The organism is Bacillus sp. PDNC022, assembly GCF_016919285.1.
In the GTDB taxonomy this organism is placed as follows: domain Bacteria; phylum Bacillota; class Bacilli; order Bacillales; family Bacillaceae; genus Bacillus; species Bacillus safensis.
Genome location: NZ_CP070345.1, coordinates 2,568,166 through 2,586,136 on the forward strand (window position 1 = coordinate 2,568,166; position 17,971 = coordinate 2,586,136).

Here is a 17,971-nt window from a genome sequence, read left to right on the forward strand (position 1 = left end):
TGTGCTTATTTAATTCCTTATTTTATAGGTGATTGTGTTAAAAACTATCAAAAATAGGGACTAAAACCTATTCCTCATCATGAATGAATTTCGATAGAATGAATAGTGCAAATCGTCATTAGGATATTTTCCCCTCTAACACCCGAATATACCAATCTATCTGTTTCTTTTTTCTTAGTCAGATAGCGGGAATGAAATGACGAAAGAAAAGCAAAGGAGCTTCAACTGTGAATCTTAAAAAAATAAGTGCACTCCTCATGATTTCATTCGTGATGATCATCTCTGCAGCCTGCCAGAGCTCAGCCAAATCAACCGACGCTGATCAAAAGTCAACGAAAACAGCAGAGGTAAAAGTCAACAGCTACGAATATACGTTACCAGAAGACTCAACAACTACCTTGAGAGACAATGAATTGGTGCTAAAAGTCAACCTGACGATCACAAACAAAGGTGACAAAGCCCTTTCATTATATAACTCTGACTTCTCCCTTTATCAGGACGATGCCAAAGTATCTGATTTAAAATTCTACGGCAGCAAAGACCGTCTTGACCTTGGTTCATTGAACAAAGGCAAGTCACTTTCAGGAGCTCTTTATTTCCTAGTAGACAAAGGGAAAAAATATCAGTTCGTCTATCAGGACAGCATCAAGAAAAACAGTGATTCCATCCAAATCGACCTAGATGGAAACAAAATACTCGATTCAGCAAAAAAGCTGGATAACCCAGCAAAAGCGTTATCCGCTTATACTGATATTATTGTTTTTGATAAAAAGAACGATGAATTCGCAGATTTAACGGGTGACAACCAATCGGATGTCGTCAATAAATACCATGAGATGTTTGTAAAAGACTTCAAAAGAAGTGCAGGAATATACGGAAATGAAGTGAGTGACCGTGATATTCTGTCTATGTATAAACGTATTCAAAACACCATGAAAGATAAAGCAAAGGTAGAAACAAGTGTGAAAACTATCTCTGATGACGAAGCAAAGGTTGTCGCTCAAGTAACAGGCATTGATGCTTCTAACTTAAAAGACAAGCTAGACAAGCAAAGAGACGAGTTTTACAACGGGAAAATCCGTTCTAAAGAAGAATTGTATAAAAAAAGCTTAAACATGTACGCATCTGAATTCGAAAAGCTTCCTCCCGTCTCCAGCCCAGCTGAATATGAAGTGAAAATGAAACGTAATGGGGATGGTCAATGGAAAATAGACCTCAATGATTATAATACAGAGCAGTACATGAGTGGTTTTATTAAAACAAGATAATCTAAAAAAAGACGCTGGCCTCTGAAGGTGCCGCGTCTTTTTTAAATTATACTGTCGCCTCTTGCTCTTCTTTCACCGCTTTTTCGATATCTTTAAAACGGCTCGATACAGTAGACGCACTAATGCCATACTTTTTCGCTACTTGTGCTTGAGAAAGCGGGGCATCGCTTGCAAGTGAATGAATATAGTATTCGATTCCCGCAGCAAATGACGCTGCTTTACGGATCACAGGTGATTTTTGATCACAGTAGGCTTTCCAAACCGTTAAAGCACCATCTGTCAGGCTCTGGTCACCGTGCTCCTTCATTCCGTCTTCAATCAGCTTAGCTGTTTCCAGCTGAACGTCACTAGCCCAGTCCATACGATCTGCTGATAGACCTGCATCGCCTTCTGTTTGAGCAGGTGTTTCTGACTCTTCTACTTCTTGCTTCGCAAACATACACTTCAGCACATCAGGGAATGACTCTCTCATAAATGTGCTGCGCGCTCCTCCATTTGCTTCATATGCATCAACAAGCTGGCGGACCTGAAGAAGAAGAGAATCTGTAAACTCTTTCGCAAACATCGTATATTGAATGAAAAACTCTGCTTTTTCTTCAAATTGAACAGGAAAACCAAGCACGAGACTTCCCTTCTCAGGCAGTACCGTTTGATCAGGTTTTACATCTACTTCAACCTTCTCCGCTGTTACCATATTCTCAAAGTAAAGAGACTCGTCCGTTTTTTCATTTAATAAAAGCAAAGATGGTTCCATGTCTGTCCAGGACTGGACTACTTGTCTTGTTTTCGGACGGGTAATATCCTCTGCTTTCTTTGTCAGGAATTCTTGAAAAATGGTTTCCTTCTTATCAGTTAATGGGCGGAAGAAGATGCCCCATACACTCAAATGAAAAACTGAGATTTGTTGCGTTTCTTTATCCATATCTGCAAGGAAAGAAAACTCATTAATGAATTGATTGATTGCTCTCTGATGTTTAGAAAAAGCATAATTCATTAAATCCTTTTGAACTTGTACAGCTTCCTTAAACACAAGCTCAGACGTTTGTTCTCCGCCTGATTTTTGACCACAGCAATGTTTATATTTTTTTCCGCTTCCGCATGGGCAGAGCGCATTTCGTTTAATTTTTCCCAAAATAAAACCTCCGACATTCTAGTCTAACCTCACTATTTTAACAAACGATTGCACAGGAGGGTTTTATTTTCAAGAAAAAAGAAAAATCAGAATGATCAGTTAAATTATAAAAACATCTTAAGATCACGATAGATCATAGGAAAGACAGACTTTGTCTGTTTATTTTCTCCAATCATACCAACAAATTTTCCTCAGCTCATTCCTTCGAATAACTGCTTTGCTTCAAAATAAAAGATTTGAACGAATTTCTTCGTATTGACTCTGCCCGTTGATCCCGAAGGTGAAGATGTCTTCTGCATTTCTTTCATTCTTTGGCTGACATCGGTAAAATCAAAAAACTTCGACGCGTAGTGCTCAAACTTAGGATTTGAGAAATCTGTTAATCCTAGTGAGGCAAAATGATTCAAAGAATGGTGAATAGCTCGTCTAATCCGCTGCTCCGCCGCTTTCACTTCCCGCATCACTTCTACATCGGTTGCCCCATGATCCAGCTTTCTTTCGGCTGTTTTGATAAACAGCTGCTTTAGCGGCGGAAAATTGACCTCATGAGAATTGGCTGACTGTGTTTCATGTAAGTACGTGAGTATCTCCAGTAAATCCTTAGAGCCGCTCTCACCGACAATACCCAGCTCGGATAAGAGGAATTCCCCAGCCTCTTTCATCGTTCTTCTCTTCGCCCCAGCGCCCGCACCTCGAGAAATCACAGGCTCTAATGGCAGCACGTGGCGAAGGGAGGCTTGTATATCGTAAATCGATTTTTCCAGCTTGATACGCTCCATGACTTTTCGAATCACACTGACGATTTCAATGCGATTGACAGGCTTATGGATATAATATTCAATCCCTAATTCATAGGCTTCTGCCATCATCTCTTTCGCCTCTACTTGGGAAATCATAATGACCTTGCCTTTGAATTCAGGGTGAATATGGCGAATGGTTTGAATGCCATCTCTAGCAGGCATTAAAAGATCAATTAAAAGGATGTCTACTTTCTTTAGGTTCAGTGAGTGTGCCTCTAGTCCAACTCCGTCACCCGCTTCATCTACGACCTCTCCCAAATCCTCATCCTCTATAATTTGACCTAAAATCGAGCGTATTGCACGATCATCATCTGCAATGAAGAATCGCATACACTCACCCTCTCTGTATTAAATTTTGTATAGGAAGGACAAGCAGAAAAGCTGTACCTTTTGTTTCTTTTTGTTCGATTTGAATATGACCGCCAAGCTCTTGTACCAGCTCTCTCACATAGGATAAGCCGATCCCAGTAGACGGCGTTCCAAATGCATCAAATTTGGAGGTGTAACCTGGATCAAACACAATCTCTCTCATTTTTTTAGGAATCCCCGGTCCGTCATCTTCAATCCGAATCTCTATTTTATCATGACTTCCTTTCAATTCGAGTGAGATCATCCCGGTATCTTTTATTGCTTCGACTGCATTAGCCATTAAATTATTAATCAGCGATAAGAAAATAAACACATGATAATCATGCAGATGAATGCCCTTTATATCAGATGTAAAGGAGATATTTTTCCCAAGAGATAAAGCATACTTCTCTTGTATCCGGATGACAATTTGAACGAGCTCTTCCGCCTTCATGTAATCTTGCATATTTTCCTTCGAAATCAGCTTTGAAAGCCCAGCATAAATACGCTGATTGTCCTTTTTCACTTCATGAATTTCTCCTGCGAGCTTTAACAGCTCCTGACTCACTTTTTTCCCTGCTTCGTGTTCATGCAGCAGACGATAAAGCCGGTATGATTCCTGCGTAATATGCTCTGTATGTTTTAACGTTTTCTTTAAGTGCACCGTTTCTTCATATAAATTCGAAATGACCATCATCATATGCTCATTTTGTTTCATGATCTGCTTCTCTCTTGATTGAGCCTCATACAGCTTCATCATATTAAAAAAACTGATCACCACAAAGCTGTGAGCAAACGCAATGAGGAACATATCGCTCAGCTTTGATATGGTCATCGTTGTATCAAACACTAAAAATTGTACAAACAGCTCGACAAAATCAGCAACTAATTCGATCATTAGACCGATGATCCCAATGAAAATAGAGCGCTGTTTAAAGCGTCCCGTACGGACGGCAAAAAACAGGAAAGCATAAGTGAAATAGAAAAAGAAGCTTGGGAATTGCTGATAAAATGATGAAGCCAGATCAGCATTCTGCTGAATCAAATCTAAGCCAACCCGAAAAAGCACAATTGCTGCGCCTGTTAAAAACCCCGGCAAAAGCGGTCTAGATTTTCTTAAGAGTAATAAACAAAAGAAAAACGCAGGTGCGCCAAAGCTGATGCGAAACGTCTCATTCACAGGATAAAACTTCAGCTCTCCTGCAAGCGGCACAATGACCATCATAAAAATTAAAATGAATGCGTCCTTTTTGACAAGCTGATTTAAACTCAAATGACTGACATCCCTTCCCCTGTTTGCATAGCCACAGTATACAAGGAGACTCTTTTCTTCACAATGTGCAAAAAAATAATTTTCACCGCTCTTTTTATCTCCAAAATCCTTTTCTATGACTATTCTCCGGGGCAGCAAGGTGACCTTTCAGCTATTCAGTGTTTTGATCATTGACGACAATAATAGGAATTGTTTAGACAATAGTCGACAGACAGATTTTTATTTGTAAGTTTTTCTGTAGATTTACGTCAGATTGTGTAGTTTCCAAGATAAATTGAATGAATAATTTTAGTGAAACTATATGTAAGCGTTTTCTTAATTTTCACTAAAAACCCTTTTTGTTTTTCCGCCGACAATGCCTTCATTTGTACATATATTTAGGTGTAAAGGAGTGGTGCAAGCAGCGCATGACAAGTTCTTTGAAGATGTGTAACATGTTTTCGTGCCTAGTTGATCGCATTTTTTGTCATCCGCCAATTCAATAGGGTACTTTTTGATTTTTGATTGGAGGAATCGTATGAAAACAACAATTTCTAATAATACACAACACGCATGCCAGTCTTCTGTTGATCAATGGGCAGAAGAAATACGTCCGTATCACATAAACGGACAGAATGCTGGCTACATTCCAGCACTTGGAAAAGTGAATTCCTCTCAACTTGGTATCAGCGTGATAGGCCCAGATGGATCATCTGTACGATATGGTGATTGGGACGTTCCCTTTACCCTGCAAAGTATCTCAAAAGTCATCAGCTTTATAGCTGCCTGTTTAGGAAGAGGCGTACCTTACGTCTTGGATCGGGTAGATGTAGAGCCAACTGGTGATGCATTTAATTCCATCTACCGTCTTGAGATGCATAAACCAGGGAAGCCCTTTAATCCAATGATTAATGCTGGAGCTATTACCGTATCCTCCATCCTTCCCGGAAAGACTTCTACAGAAAAGCTAGCATATATTTTCGATTTAATCGAAAACTTAATAGGTAAGCGTCCTTCTGTTAATGAAGAGGTTTATCAATCAGAATGGGCAACTGCGCACCGCAACCGGGCACTTGCTTATTATTTAAAAGAAACCAATTATTTAGAATCGGATGTCGAGGACACATTAGAAGTGTATTTAAAGCAATGTTCCATCGAGGTCACAACAGAGGACATCGCCTTGATTGGACTGATTATATCAAGTGATGGCTACCATCCTTTTAAACAAGTCCAAGTCATCCCAAAGGATATCGCCAGACTAACAAAGGCATTGATGCTGACATGCGGCATGTATAATGCGTCTGGGAATTTTGCTGCTTTCGTAGGCGTTCCAGCCAAAAGTGGCGTGTCTGGAGGAATTATGGCTTGCGTTCCGCCAAGCGCAAGAAGAGAGTTCCCGTTTCAGACAGGCTGTGGAATTGGCATTTACGGTCCTGCCATTGACGATTGCGGAAATAGTGTTACTGGTGTCATGATGCTGAAAAAGCTTGCTAAAGAGTGGGATCTCAGTATTTTTTAAAAAGAACAGTGATGAATTCGAAGAGGTGATGTTATGAACGAAAAAGCTTTGCTATCTTATTTAACACATACAAATGATTTTATTTGGACTTATATTGTGATTGCTCTGTTACTTGGAGTTGGACTCTACTTCACATATAGAACACGCTTCATGCAAGTGAGAATGATGAAAGAAATGCTGCGTGTCCTGAAAGAAGGAAGAAAAGAAAAAGAGGGAATATCACCGTTCCAAGCATTTGCCATCAGTATGGCAGCACGTGTAGGGACAGGGAATATCACAGGGATTGCTATCGCTATTGCCATTGGCGGCCCTGGCGCCATCTTTTGGATGTGGATCGTAGCCATTATCGGTTCTGCTTCAAGTTTCGTTGAAAGTACACTAGCTCAAGTATATAAAGTAAAAGACAAAACAGGCTTCCGCGGAGGACCTGCTTATTACATGGAAAAAGGGTTAAACAAGCGCTGGATGGGGATTTTATTTGCGATCCTGATTACGATTTCTTTTGGAATCGTCTTTAACGCAGTTCAATCAAATACGATCTCTGTCGCTTTTAAAAACTCCTTTGGTTTAGACCGTTTAACCGTCGGTATTGTGATGGCTGTCATTATTGCAGCAATCATTTTCAAAGGCATCCAAGCGATCGCAAAGGCTTCTGAATACATTGTCGTTGTGCTTGCAGTTGCTTATATCGGAATTGCGTTCTTTGTCATTGTCACAAATATCACGGAACTTCCTGGTGTCATCAGCACGATTGTGAAACACGCCTTCGGGTTTGAACAGTTCGCTGGCGGTACGCTAGGCGGTGCTTTATTACAAGGGATTAAACGCGGTCTTTTCTCGAATGAAGCCGGTATGGGTAGTGCACCTAACGCAGCAGCAACGGCTGTCACAAGCCACCCTGTTAAACAAGGATTAATCCAAGCATTCGGCGTGTTAACAGATACGTTAATTATTTGTACAAGCACAGCCTTCCTTGTTCTGTTTTCTGATGCGTATAAAACAACAAACCTGCAAGGAATTGAATTAACACAGGCTTCTCTTAGTCAGCATATTGGACCATGGGCCTCTAGCTTCCTTGCCATCATGATTTTCCTATTCGCGTTCAGTACATTGATCGGTAACTATTACTATGGGGAAACGAACATTGAATTCCTAGGAGCGAACAAAATTTGGCTAAACATCTATCGAATTGCCGTTATTGGAATGGTTCTGTTCGGTTCGGTTGCCACTGTTCCTCTCGTTTGGGGTCTAGCCGATCTCTTCATGGGACTCATGGTCATCGTCAACCTCATCGCCATTACCATGCTGTCTAAGGTCGCCTTCGCAGCACTGAAGGATTACACGAGACAGAAAAAAGAAGGCAAAGATCCTGTTTTCTATAAAAATGCCGTTCCAAACAATGAGAAAATTGAATGCTGGAACGACGAACCTGCTGCATTGAAAAAGAACCAAATCGGATAAATCAAAAAAGCTCTGGTCAACTGATCAGAGCTTTTTTCTTTATGTCAAAAATTCAAGTATGAGTTTGTTTACTACTTCTGGATTTTCATGATTGATCCAATGAGAAGCATCATCGACAAAAATTAGTTGTCCATTTGGGCAAATCTTCATCGTTTCCTTCGCCAGCTTTCTGCTTAAATACTTGTCCTCCATCCCCCAGATCATGCGAACAGGAACGAGAATTCGTTTGGAAATCGGCTTTTCAAAGCCGCCTTTTTTGATGGCTCGGTACCAATTCAGCATTGAGGTCAAGGCGCCTGGCTGCGTCCAAGCGAGCTTGTAGCTTGAGACATCTTCCTTCGTGAACAAATGTGGCCTTGCCGTCAGCCCGATGGCTTCATCCAGCTTTTGAAAGTGATTTTCTTGAAGTGCTGCCTCTGGAGCATTCGGAAGCTGAAAAAAAGCGATATAGGAGCTTTTCTTCCACTGCGGCGGATAAAAAGGAAGAACCTTCATCATCACCCGCGGATGCGGCATATTAACAATGATTAATTTCTCGACATATTGAGAACGGGTTGAAGCCAAATGCCAAGCAACAGCTCCGCCCCAGTCATGTCCGCCGACAATCGCCTTTTGGTTCGGGCTCAGCGTCTTGATCAAACCCACAATATCATCTCTCAGTTGATCTAATACGTAGGATTCGACTCCTTCTGGTTTGTCACTTAGGTGGTAGCCTCTTTGATCAGGAACAACAACACGATAGCCTGCCTCAGCCAAGGGGATGATTTGATTTTTCCAGCCATACCAAAACTCAGGAAACCCGTGAAGCAGCACAAGCAGCGGGCCATTTTCCGGTCCAGCCATTGCTGTATGAAGTGTTACACCATTTGTTTGGATTGATTGAAACTCAATTTGTTCCATTCCTTTGCCACCCTTCTCCTTGTCGTTTTATTCTTCCAACATAGCATATTTTCCATTTTTCAGAAAATAAAAACACTCACAAAAAAACCTTCACTATGGTGAAGGTCTCAGATTGTTGACAAAGGGCTAAAATGATCTTTATTTTAGCTCTTTGTCTTCTTTTCAGCGTGATAGAAAACCTTTGCAGTCTAGGAAGGACGAGCACTGGCGCGGAGCGAATTTGACATTCGTGAGCACCAGCGCGCAGGGCTGACAAAGAATGCGAGGGTTTGTCTACACGCTGAAACCTTCACTATGGTGAAGGTCTTACTCTATTTCATATAATTCAGAACCCAGATCAACCCATTTTTCCGGTCCTGTACTTGTCCGTGAAGTGCGCCAAAGAAGGTATCCTGTAATTCGACCAGTACATCTCCATCAGCTTCCAGCGCTTCATAGACAGCCTTTAGTTCTTCTTCATTGTCAAACTGCATGATCAATCTAAGATTCTCTGGCTTTGGTGTGCGTCCAAACGTATCTGAAAAATGAAGCAGTGATTCCCCAAGATGCAATTCAGCATGCAGGACACGGTCTTGATGTTCATTTAAGATCTGAATATCCCCACCAAAAATCCCTTGATAATATTGAAGAGATTCTTTCACATCTTCTACAACAATATAAGGACTAACACTAATCATATCCCTCATCCTCCTCTTGTTCCGTCCATCATCTCTTTTATAGCTTATCCCAAATCGTATGAAAAAAGGCACAAATCGTCAACGGATTTGCACCTTTTTCTCATGAAGATTTCGCTAATTCACTATGTTTGTTTGAATACGCTGCGTACATGACGACACCAATTAACAGCCAAACCCCAAAGTAAAGCCATGTCCGGCCTGGTAAGTTGAGCATTAGGAACAAGCAGCAGCCCATTGATATAATCGGCAAAACCGGCACAAAAGGAACCCTGAAGCCCCTCTCAAGCTGCTGATGTGTTTTTCTCAGAATAAGCACAGATAAACTGACCATTGCAAACGTTAATAACGCACCGATATTCGCTAAGTTGGACAGATCCTTCAAATCAATAAAGCCTGAAATAACAGCTGTCATTCCGCCAATCATCCATATGCTAGCAACAGGCGTATCGCTTTTGTTTGTTTTTGAAAACACTTTAGGCAAAAGTCCGTCTCGGCCCATCGCATAGGCAATTCGAGTTGCTGCATAATTATTGGCGAAAATCACAGCCATCAATCCAATGACCGCACCAACAGAAATAATACCAGCCACGCTATTTTGATGTACACTTTGCAGGACATAGGACATAGCCTCTGTGACATTCAGCTGTGTATAGTGCACCATGCCTGTCATGACCAAACAAACGACAATGTAAATGATCGTACAAATAAGTAATGAACCTATGATCCCAATTGGCAGGTTCCGCTGCGGATTTTTCACCTCTTCTGCTGAAGCAGAAATTGCATCAAACCCTAAAAAGGCAAAAAATACAGCAGCAGCACCGGCAATGACGCCTTCTGCGCCAAACGGCATAAACGGCTGCCAATTGGCTGGCTGTACATAAAAGCCGCCTACTACAATGAAAAGAACAATAATACCGAGTTTCACAAACACCATGATATTATTAAATTTTTTACTTTCCTTCGTTCCTCTAGATAAGATCCACGCAATCAGTAGAGCAATGATAATCGCCGGCAGATTCATATATCCGCCTTGCTCCGGCCCCGCTAAGAATTGATGCGGAATAGAAATTCCAAATCCCTCAAGCAAGCTGTTGAAATAACTCGACCAGCCACTGGCAACAGCCGAAGCAGTCAGCATATAGACGGATAATAAGGTCCATCCCATTAAATGACCTACAAGCTCGCCCATGGTCGTATATGAATAAATGTACGCACTACCGAATACAGGAAGCGCTGAAGCCATTTCTGCATAACAAAGTGCTGCCAAGCTGCACACAATGGCTGCAATCGCAAAGGAGAAAATGACAGCCGGTCCTGCATCCTTAGCCGCTGTAATACCAGTTAACACCATAACCCCTGTGCCAATCACTGCCCCTATACCAAGAAGCGTGAGATCGAGCCCGCCCAGCGTTTTCTTTACCTTTTGCTGTCTGCTCTGTTCCAACAAATCGTGAACGTGTTTCTTACGAAGAATATGTCGCAAACCCTTTCCCTCCAAAACGTTAGAAAAACAAAAAATCATTCAAATTTCATTATAGCAGAATAGGTACTAAGCATTCACAACCAATTCACGTAAATCTTTCTTCATAATTTTACCAAGCTTGTTTTTTGGCAGATCACTGATGAAATGAATGGATGGCACTTTGTAATCTGCCAAACGTTCCTGACAATAGTTCACCACATCTTCTTCGCAGAAATCGGCGGATTCGTCCTTTACGATATACGCACTTGGCACTTCACCATATAATTTGTCCGGAACACCGATGACAGCTGATTCAATCACACCTGGAATTTGTTCAATGACTTCTTCTACTTGGTCAGGATAGATATTGTCTCCGCCGTATAAAATGACATCTTTGTATCTGCCTGTGATAAATAGAAAACCGTCTTCGTCTAGATAGCCTGCATCTCCCATATGGAACCAGCCGTCTTTGAGCACCTTCGCAGTAGCGTCAGGCTGGTGATAATAGCCTAAGAAATAAAATGGGCTTCTCATGACGACTTCGCCAATTTCTCCAGCTGGCAGTGTTTCCTCTGTCTCAGGATGAACGATTTTCACTTCTACATCTGGATCCACTTTACCAGCAGAGCCCATTTTATCCTCGCCCATCGCAGGATGCCAAGCACTGACAACCCATGCTTCCGTGCTTCCGTAGCCATGCATCATCTGAATGCCTGCTTCTTTATAATCCTTAATCAAACGGACCGGCACCTTCGTACCGCCAGAAATCGCAATTTCAAAGGATGAAAGATCATACGAACCGCGTTTCATTTCTTCCAGCATGTACGTATAAGCTGATGGGAAAGCCATCATGAACGTAATTCTTTCTTTTTCAATTGTTTCTAAAATGCGCTTCGGTGTTGCATCATGTAAGAAAACAAGCGTATACCCTTCAATCGCAGCGGCAATCAGGTGATTAATTGAACTCATATGATACAGAGGGTGACTCGCCAAGTACCGCTTTCCTTTCAAGTCAAATCCTCGATTCCCACGTCTTGTTAAAAATTCATAGATTCGTCCATGTCCGACCATACAGCCTTTTGGATTCCCCGTTGTCCCAGAGGTAAATAAGATCATCGCTAGATCCTCTTCTGATACCTCTTCCGCAAGATCGCTGCCATCGTTTGAAGCCAATATGTCTTCAAACAGCTGCGTTGTTTTCGCATTCATACCAGATTCCACCATGAGGCAGTTGTCTAAAGACACATTCACCGCAGCAATCACATCACGGAATTCTCGGTCAAAAAATAAAGCCTTTGGCTCTGCTTTTTTCAAAATACCTTCCAGCTCAAAAGAAGTAAGCTGCCAGCTAAGCGGAACTGCGACTGCACCTGCTTTAATGGCTGCCAGCATAATTGTTGAAAAGTGATGATGGTTTTGACAAATAAAGCAAACGCGGTCACCTTTTCGAATTCCTTTTTGATGTAAGTAATGAGCAAGCTGGTCGATGCGTTTTGCATATTCTTCAAATGTATAAGACACACCTCCGCCAGTTACCGCTTCAATTTGTGAAGAGCGTTCCATTCTGTCGTTTAGTAATGCCTGTAGAGTATTCAATATCTTCATCTCCAAACGTTTGATTTCCAATAGCCAATTTCCAGTGAATTGGATTGGCAGATTTTATCTCATTCACATTCTAAAATAAAAACAGCTGAAAGTAAAATCATTTCAATTTGGAATTGTTCTTTTTATTAATTGATAATATAGGTAATTTTATAGCCGTCTTCCATTTTGGTTTAAATCATGATGATTATTATGATAAGATAGACCTAGTAATTGATCGGAAAATGCGAATGCAATAGGAAAAGAGGTATGGAGAATGCAACATTTCGAGCTAGAGGCAAGTTTGTTAGACCATGCACTGACGAAGTATTTAAAGGCGACGAAACAAATAGATGAAGAAAATATTCCGAAAAACGTGACGAATGTCAAAGGGTTTATTTTACGTATCATCTACCGCCATCAATCATGTACTGTGAAAAATATTCTGCAGGAAGTTTCATTATCTCCCTCTGCAACAACAACCGCTCTCAATCACTTAGAAGACGAAGGGCTGATTATCCGCTCTCGAAATAATAATGACCGCCGTACTGTGTGGATTGAACTCTCTGAATCGGGCGAACAAATTGCTAAACAAATGATCGACAATCGCCAGCTGCTTGTGAATCAATTATTCAACCACCTTTCAGAGGAAGATAAAAAGACCTTTTTTGAATTAATCGAAAAAATGATGGACGAGCACACATTAAAGGCTTAGGAATTACTCCTAAGCCCTTAAATTTTCGACAAAGGGCTAAATGCTCTTTGTCTTCTTTTCAGCGTGATAGAAAACCTTTGCAGTCTATGAAGGACGAGTACCGGAGCGGAGCGAATTGGGCATTCGTGAGCACCGGCACGCAGACCTGACACCGAATGCGAGGGTTTGTCTACACGCTGAGGCTTAGGAATACTCCTAAGCCTCTTTTTTTATGGCTTTAAAACGACCTTTATACAATCATCCTGTTTATCATTGAAGATGTGGTACGCATGAGCGGCTTCATCTAATGGCAATTTGTGTGTGATAATCGCTCTAGGATCAACTTCACCGCTTGTCACTTTTTGATAAAGCTTTGACATGTATCCTCTCGCCGGAGCTTGGCCCATTTTCAGGGTGACGTTTCTTGCAAAAAAAGCACCTAATGGGAACATGTTGTATAGGCCGCCGTACACACCCGTCATCTGCACTGTTCCACATTTGCGAACGGCTTTTGTGGCAATTTGAATGGGTCCGATCGTTCCGCCTTGGAGCTTGAGCTTTTGCTCAATTTTTTCAAGCGGGGACTTCTTCCCGTCCATTCCCACACAATCAATCACAACATCGGCTCCACCCTTAGTGAGCTCCTTTAACGTTTCTCCCATGTCGGGATCTTCTGTAAAATCAAAGACTTCCACGCCGTTCATCCGTTTTGCATGCCGCAGGCGGTAATCAATGTAATCGACGGCAATCACACGTTCTGCCCCTTTTTGCCAAGCAAATTGCTGTGCCATTAACCCAACAGGTCCGCAGCCTAGCACGATGACCGTATCACCTTTTTTCACACCTGCGTGCTCTACGCTCCAATAGGCGGTTGGCAGGACATCTGATAAGAACAGCAATTGTTCATCCTCCAGTTCGCAATCATCTGGGATCTTAAACGGGGTGTAGTTGCCAAAAGGTACGCGTAAATACTCTGCCTGTCCTCCCGGATAATTCCCATATTTCTCACTATAGCCAAACAGTCCACCCGAATCGTAGTGCGGGTTTGAGTTGTCACATTGGCTTTCTAAGTGATGATCGCAATATTGGCATTTACCACATGCAACCGTAAATGGAATGACGACACGGTCTCCCTTTTTTACAGCTGTGACATCCGGGCCAACTTCCTCCACAATCCCCATTGGTTCATGCCCAATCACATAGCCGATTGGAAGCGGGAAATTCCCCTGATACAAATGTAAATCTGATCCACAAATTGATGTTGATGTAATCCGTATAATCACATCTTCCCGATCTTGAATAGACGGTGCATCTACCTTCTTCACTGCAATGCTATTTTTCCCTTGATAAGTAACAGCTCTCACATGCATTTCCTCCTTTAGCTCAGGTCATCTTTACATAGCTTCACCTTGAATGAATGGTTCATTCATCAAATGAGAAAATTATGTGGAGGAGGCAAAAAACAAAAAAGCCCGTCGATTGTTTCGACAGACTCATGATGTCGTGTAACGCGTTACACAATTATTCCTTTTCAACAAAAAACAAATCATATTGAGTTGAAGTCTCCCGATTGAACATCAAATTCCCTTCTTGAATAAAATAAGGACAGATACTTGGGCTTGGAGATTCTTCAAACTGCTCATACACCTGCTCAATTTCTCCTGGAAGCAGCAAAACCAAAATTTTATTTGAATGAGACACAAATTCATAAGAGTGAATCGTATCCGGCGGGATATAGGCAAAGTCACCCGGCATCAAGCAAATATCCTCTCCGTTCAAATGAAGGTTCATTTTCCCTTCAACACAATAGAGTGCTTCAGTATGAACTTGATGATAATGCGGCGGGAAATATTTCTCTTTCGCTCCTTCAACCACAAAATGACTGAATCCGCCTCCTGTTGTTTCTACTGTTGCAATCAGCTCATGAATCTGACCATCAATGATGTATTGCTTCCCTTCACCAGCCTCTAATACATAAGGCTGTACCTCGTGAGGAAGCTGACTATGAAATAAAACGGAGGGCCTCGTTGTATTGGACAGTTCTCTAATTCCATGCATCAGGATGATATCGCTTTCTTTTTCAGCCTGCTGAAAACTGGCTGCATCGAAAGCATGATTCATCAAAGAATATTCATTTTGAAAAAGTCTCTTTCCAATTTGCTGATAGACATCTGTCATTTGTCCGCCCAACGTATATGAAATAAACCTAGTTTTGTGACTATGCATTCTGTAGCCATGAATCGTTTTGGGCGGGATATGAATATAATCAAAGGCTGTTACCATATATTTTTTACCGTCCAGCATCACTTCAAGCTTTCCTTCCAGCACAAAAATGGTTTCAAATAAGTGCTCATGACAGTGCAGAGGAAAATAAGCTCCTTTCCCACCTGTGATTAAGGCCAGCTCAAACAGCTGATTCGTTTGATTTGCTTCTGCCAGCATATGAACAAGCTGATTCTCCAGCCCATACAGCTTTCCGGAACCAGACACGGTATAAAAAGGGGTACCTTCGGATTGCTTGATCGATTGCGGTTGCTCCGACATCCCATCACTCCTCATGACTAATTAACTATCTATATTATATAGACCAATTGATATAATAGATAGACAATATGCGAGAGATTTTACTCTTCTCGCATAAATAAGTGTCTAAGGTAACTTTTTACGTGTTCTAAAGGGGTCGTTTGCTTGAGTGCAGTGGTCATCGATAGCCCCCCGATCACCATTGAGTGTAGGAGAGAAGCCAGCTCATCCGCTTTGTTTTCTTCATACCCGCTGTTCATTAGCTTTTCTTTTACAAGCTCCTGCCAGCGGATCATTTCATGTTTGCATGCAGCATGGAGCTGTGTGTTTTCGGGTTTGGACTCTGCCGCAAGCAAGACAATTGGAATCCCTCTTTCACTTTCTTTCTCCATAAATCCTCGAATGATCTTTGTCATAAAACGATCGATGGCGATATATGGGTCATCCGAATAGGCAAAGCCTTCTTCAATTTGATTGATGACCTTTTGACTAATGTATTCAACAGATGCAATGGCCAGCTCTTCTTTTCCATTTGGAAAGTAATAATAAAGAGAGCCTTTAGGTGTGCCGCTCTCTCTGATAATTTGATTCAATCCTGTCGCATGGTATCCCTGTTTACGTAAAAGAAGTGCTGCCGTTTGAATGATTTTGTCCTTCGTACTCACGTGTGACACTCTTTTCCCTCCATAGACCAAAGTCTCTTATCATGCGTTATCGATTTAATTGACTAGTTCCTTTCCAAATCGAGGATGTCTCCATTTCCGCCGCAAGCCTGAGCAGCCAGTCCTCTTTTCCTTTAGGCGCTGTCACCTGTACCCCTAAAGGCATACCCGCGCTAGTGAGATGAAGAGGAACACTCATTGATGGCTGACCTGTTAAGTTGGCAAGCTGTGTAAATGGGGTGTAGGTCAGGCTCTTGAGAAACATGTCATAAATAAGATCCTGCTGTGCTTGCATGGAAAGAGATGACACACGTAAAAGTGCGGCTGTTTCCTGATCTGAATGCATAAGTTCACCAACCTTTGGAGCTGAATAGGCAGTAGCTGGTGTCACATAGAGATCGTAGGTTTGATGAAATGACGCCATTTGTGCAGCAGCCCGATCCCACGCATCAAGACTTTCTGTATAAGCAGCAGCGGTCACATTCTTGCCAGCCTCCGCCAGCACCCATGCCACGATGTCGGTTTCCTCCGGCTTTACTGGACGCCCTAACGAACGAGCCAAGGAAGTGAATAACGCAGACATTTCTCCGCTGTTCATCACGTAATATTGCTGCATGAGATGAACCCCATCAATTTCCGGCTTGGTTTCTTCTACTTGATGGCCTTGCTCACTGAGCCATTTCACTGTTTGCTGAACCGCCTGCTTCGCCTCCTCACTGACCTTCGTGCCAACTGGAGATTCTACGCTGTAAGCAATTCGCATAGAAGATGTACGTTTCACCAGATCCTCTTGATAACTGCCATCGTATAATGGGGTTTGGAAAGCAGCTTCAGGCTGAATGACTTGAAGAAGATCCAGAAGGGCTGCACTGTCCCGGACTGTTTTTGTGAGTGTAAAGTCGATGGAAGCCCCTTGCCACTGCCTTCCTGCGCCTGGGCCTACCGGCGTTCTTCCCCTCGTGGGCTTAAGACCGAACAAACCGGTAAAGGATGCTGGAATGCGAATAGAACCACCGCCATCACTTGCTCCGCCAGCAGGTACAATACCGCTCGCAACAGCTGCTGCTGTCCCGCCGCTTGAGCCACCCGAAGAATAGTCCGTATTCCAAGGATTTCTCGTTGGACCATGTAAAGCAGGTTCCGTCACATTTCTTAAACCGAATTCCGGTGTATTTGTATGTCCAATCATGAGAAAACCAGCCTGCTTCAACCGATCAACAAAGTGCGAATCCGAATTTGCTTTTACATCCTTTAACAGCAACGCTCCTGCTGTCAGCGGTTCATTTTTAATCCCTTGCGATATATTTTTTAGCACAAACGGAACGCCCGCAAATGGCTGATACTCATGTAACTCCTTGATGTCTTTTAAAACTTGATCTTGTCTCGTCCGTATCACAGCGTTTAGTTCTGGATTGACCTCATTCAATCTATCAAATGCCGCCTGCATAAGCTCCTCAGGCGTTACCTGCTTATTCCGCACAAGTGCTGCTAAGCCAGTCGCATCATACGTCATATACTCTTTTACGTTCATCAGCATGTCCTTCTTTCTCTTATCATGATGTCTCTATTGTCTACTAGAATTCTATGAATTTCAATTTCAGGTTACTTGTAAAAATAACTTTCTGAACAAGACGACAATTCTACTATCCCATCCATCTGCTTTCTCCGATATAATAGAGAAAAAAAGACCGA

At 42.1% G+C, this 17,971-nt stretch carries 15 protein-coding genes; 4 read left to right on the forward strand and 11 right to left on the reverse strand.

The annotated features are described in order from the left end of the window. The first annotated feature begins 227 nt into the window (after positions 1–227). Complete coding sequence (locus tag JVX94_RS13070) at positions 228–1,268, forward strand: DUF4352 domain-containing protein (RefSeq protein ID WP_056764972.1); 1,041 nt, start codon at positions 228–230, stop codon at positions 1,266–1,268. A 46-nt stretch (positions 1,269–1,314) separates the two neighbouring features. Here JVX94_RS13070 and JVX94_RS13075 read toward each other — a convergent pair whose 3' ends face one another. From JVX94_RS13075 to JVX94_RS13085, 3 genes are all read right to left on the reverse strand, one after another. After that, positions 1,315–2,400, reverse strand: a complete 1,086-nt coding sequence (locus tag JVX94_RS13075; RefSeq protein WP_095407645.1) for an SEC-C metal-binding domain-containing protein — start codon at positions 2,398–2,400, stop codon at positions 1,315–1,317. A gap of 191 nt (positions 2,401–2,591) precedes the next feature. Then, on the reverse strand, positions 2,592–3,530 hold the full coding sequence (locus JVX94_RS13080) for a response regulator (RefSeq protein WP_095407644.1): 939 nt from the start codon (positions 3,528–3,530) through the stop codon (positions 2,592–2,594). 4 nt (positions 3,531–3,534) lie between these two features. Further along, positions 3,535–4,821 (reverse strand): ATP-binding protein, encoded by a 1,287-nt coding sequence (locus tag JVX94_RS13085; RefSeq protein ID WP_095407643.1) that lies wholly within the window; start codon positions 4,819–4,821, stop codon positions 3,535–3,537. A 517-nt stretch (positions 4,822–5,338) separates the two neighbouring features. On the opposite strand from JVX94_RS13085, the gene JVX94_RS13090 reads away from it, so the two are divergent. Then, complete coding sequence (locus tag JVX94_RS13090) at positions 5,339–6,319, forward strand: glutaminase (protein WP_095407642.1); 981 nt, start codon at positions 5,339–5,341, stop codon at positions 6,317–6,319. A 33-nt stretch (positions 6,320–6,352) separates the two neighbouring features. Next, a complete protein-coding gene (locus tag JVX94_RS13095; RefSeq protein ID WP_205183435.1) occupies positions 6,353–7,780 on the forward strand; it encodes an alanine/glycine:cation symporter family protein in 1,428 nt (475 codons plus the stop codon). A gap of 39 nt (positions 7,781–7,819) precedes the next feature. Here JVX94_RS13095 and JVX94_RS13100 read toward each other — a convergent pair whose 3' ends face one another. The 4 genes from JVX94_RS13100 to JVX94_RS13115 all read right to left on the reverse strand — a co-directional run bounded on the left by JVX94_RS13100 (position 7,820) and on the right by JVX94_RS13115 (position 12,415). Further along, positions 7,820–8,680, reverse strand: a complete 861-nt coding sequence (locus tag JVX94_RS13100) for an alpha/beta fold hydrolase (protein WP_205183437.1) — start codon at positions 8,678–8,680, stop codon at positions 7,820–7,822. Positions 8,681–8,991: 311 nt separating this feature from the next. Beyond that, positions 8,992–9,357, reverse strand: coding sequence for a VOC family protein (locus tag JVX94_RS13105; protein ID WP_025092526.1), 366 nt, complete (start codon positions 9,355–9,357; stop codon positions 8,992–8,994). Positions 9,358–9,457: 100 nt separating this feature from the next. After that, a complete protein-coding gene (locus JVX94_RS13110; RefSeq protein WP_073203643.1) occupies positions 9,458–10,840 on the reverse strand; it encodes an amino acid permease in 1,383 nt (460 codons plus the stop codon). A 66-nt stretch (positions 10,841–10,906) separates the two neighbouring features. Beyond that, entirely contained in the window at positions 10,907–12,415 is a 1,509-nt protein-coding gene (locus JVX94_RS13115; protein ID WP_205183439.1) for a class I adenylate-forming enzyme family protein, read from the reverse strand. A gap of 262 nt (positions 12,416–12,677) precedes the next feature. Here JVX94_RS13115 and JVX94_RS13120 point away from each other — a divergent pair, with 262 nt between their 5' ends. Further along, positions 12,678–13,115 carry a MarR family winged helix-turn-helix transcriptional regulator gene (locus tag JVX94_RS13120; RefSeq protein ID WP_012008812.1) on the forward strand — a complete coding sequence of 146 codons (438 nt, stop codon included), beginning with the start codon at positions 12,678–12,680 and terminating at the stop codon, positions 13,113–13,115. A 209-nt stretch (positions 13,116–13,324) separates the two neighbouring features. Here the strand turns inward: JVX94_RS13120 and JVX94_RS13125 are convergent, their stop codons facing one another. From JVX94_RS13125 to JVX94_RS13140, 4 genes are all read right to left on the reverse strand, one after another. Further along, positions 13,325–14,458 (reverse strand): zinc-dependent alcohol dehydrogenase, encoded by a 1,134-nt coding sequence (locus tag JVX94_RS13125; protein WP_095407636.1) that lies wholly within the window; start codon positions 14,456–14,458, stop codon positions 13,325–13,327. A gap of 157 nt (positions 14,459–14,615) precedes the next feature. Beyond that, positions 14,616–15,638: a quercetin 2,3-dioxygenase gene (locus JVX94_RS13130; protein ID WP_144485977.1), complete on the reverse strand. Its 1,023-nt coding sequence runs from the start codon at positions 15,636–15,638 to the stop codon at positions 14,616–14,618. 80 nt (positions 15,639–15,718) lie between these two features. Beyond that, entirely contained in the window at positions 15,719–16,291 is a 573-nt protein-coding gene (locus tag JVX94_RS13135) for a TetR/AcrR family transcriptional regulator (RefSeq protein WP_238409427.1), read from the reverse strand. 37 nt (positions 16,292–16,328) lie between these two features. Beyond that, positions 16,329–17,810: an amidase gene (locus JVX94_RS13140; protein ID WP_205183441.1), complete on the reverse strand. Its 1,482-nt coding sequence runs from the start codon at positions 17,808–17,810 to the stop codon at positions 16,329–16,331. Positions 17,811–17,971 lie beyond the last annotated feature (161 nt).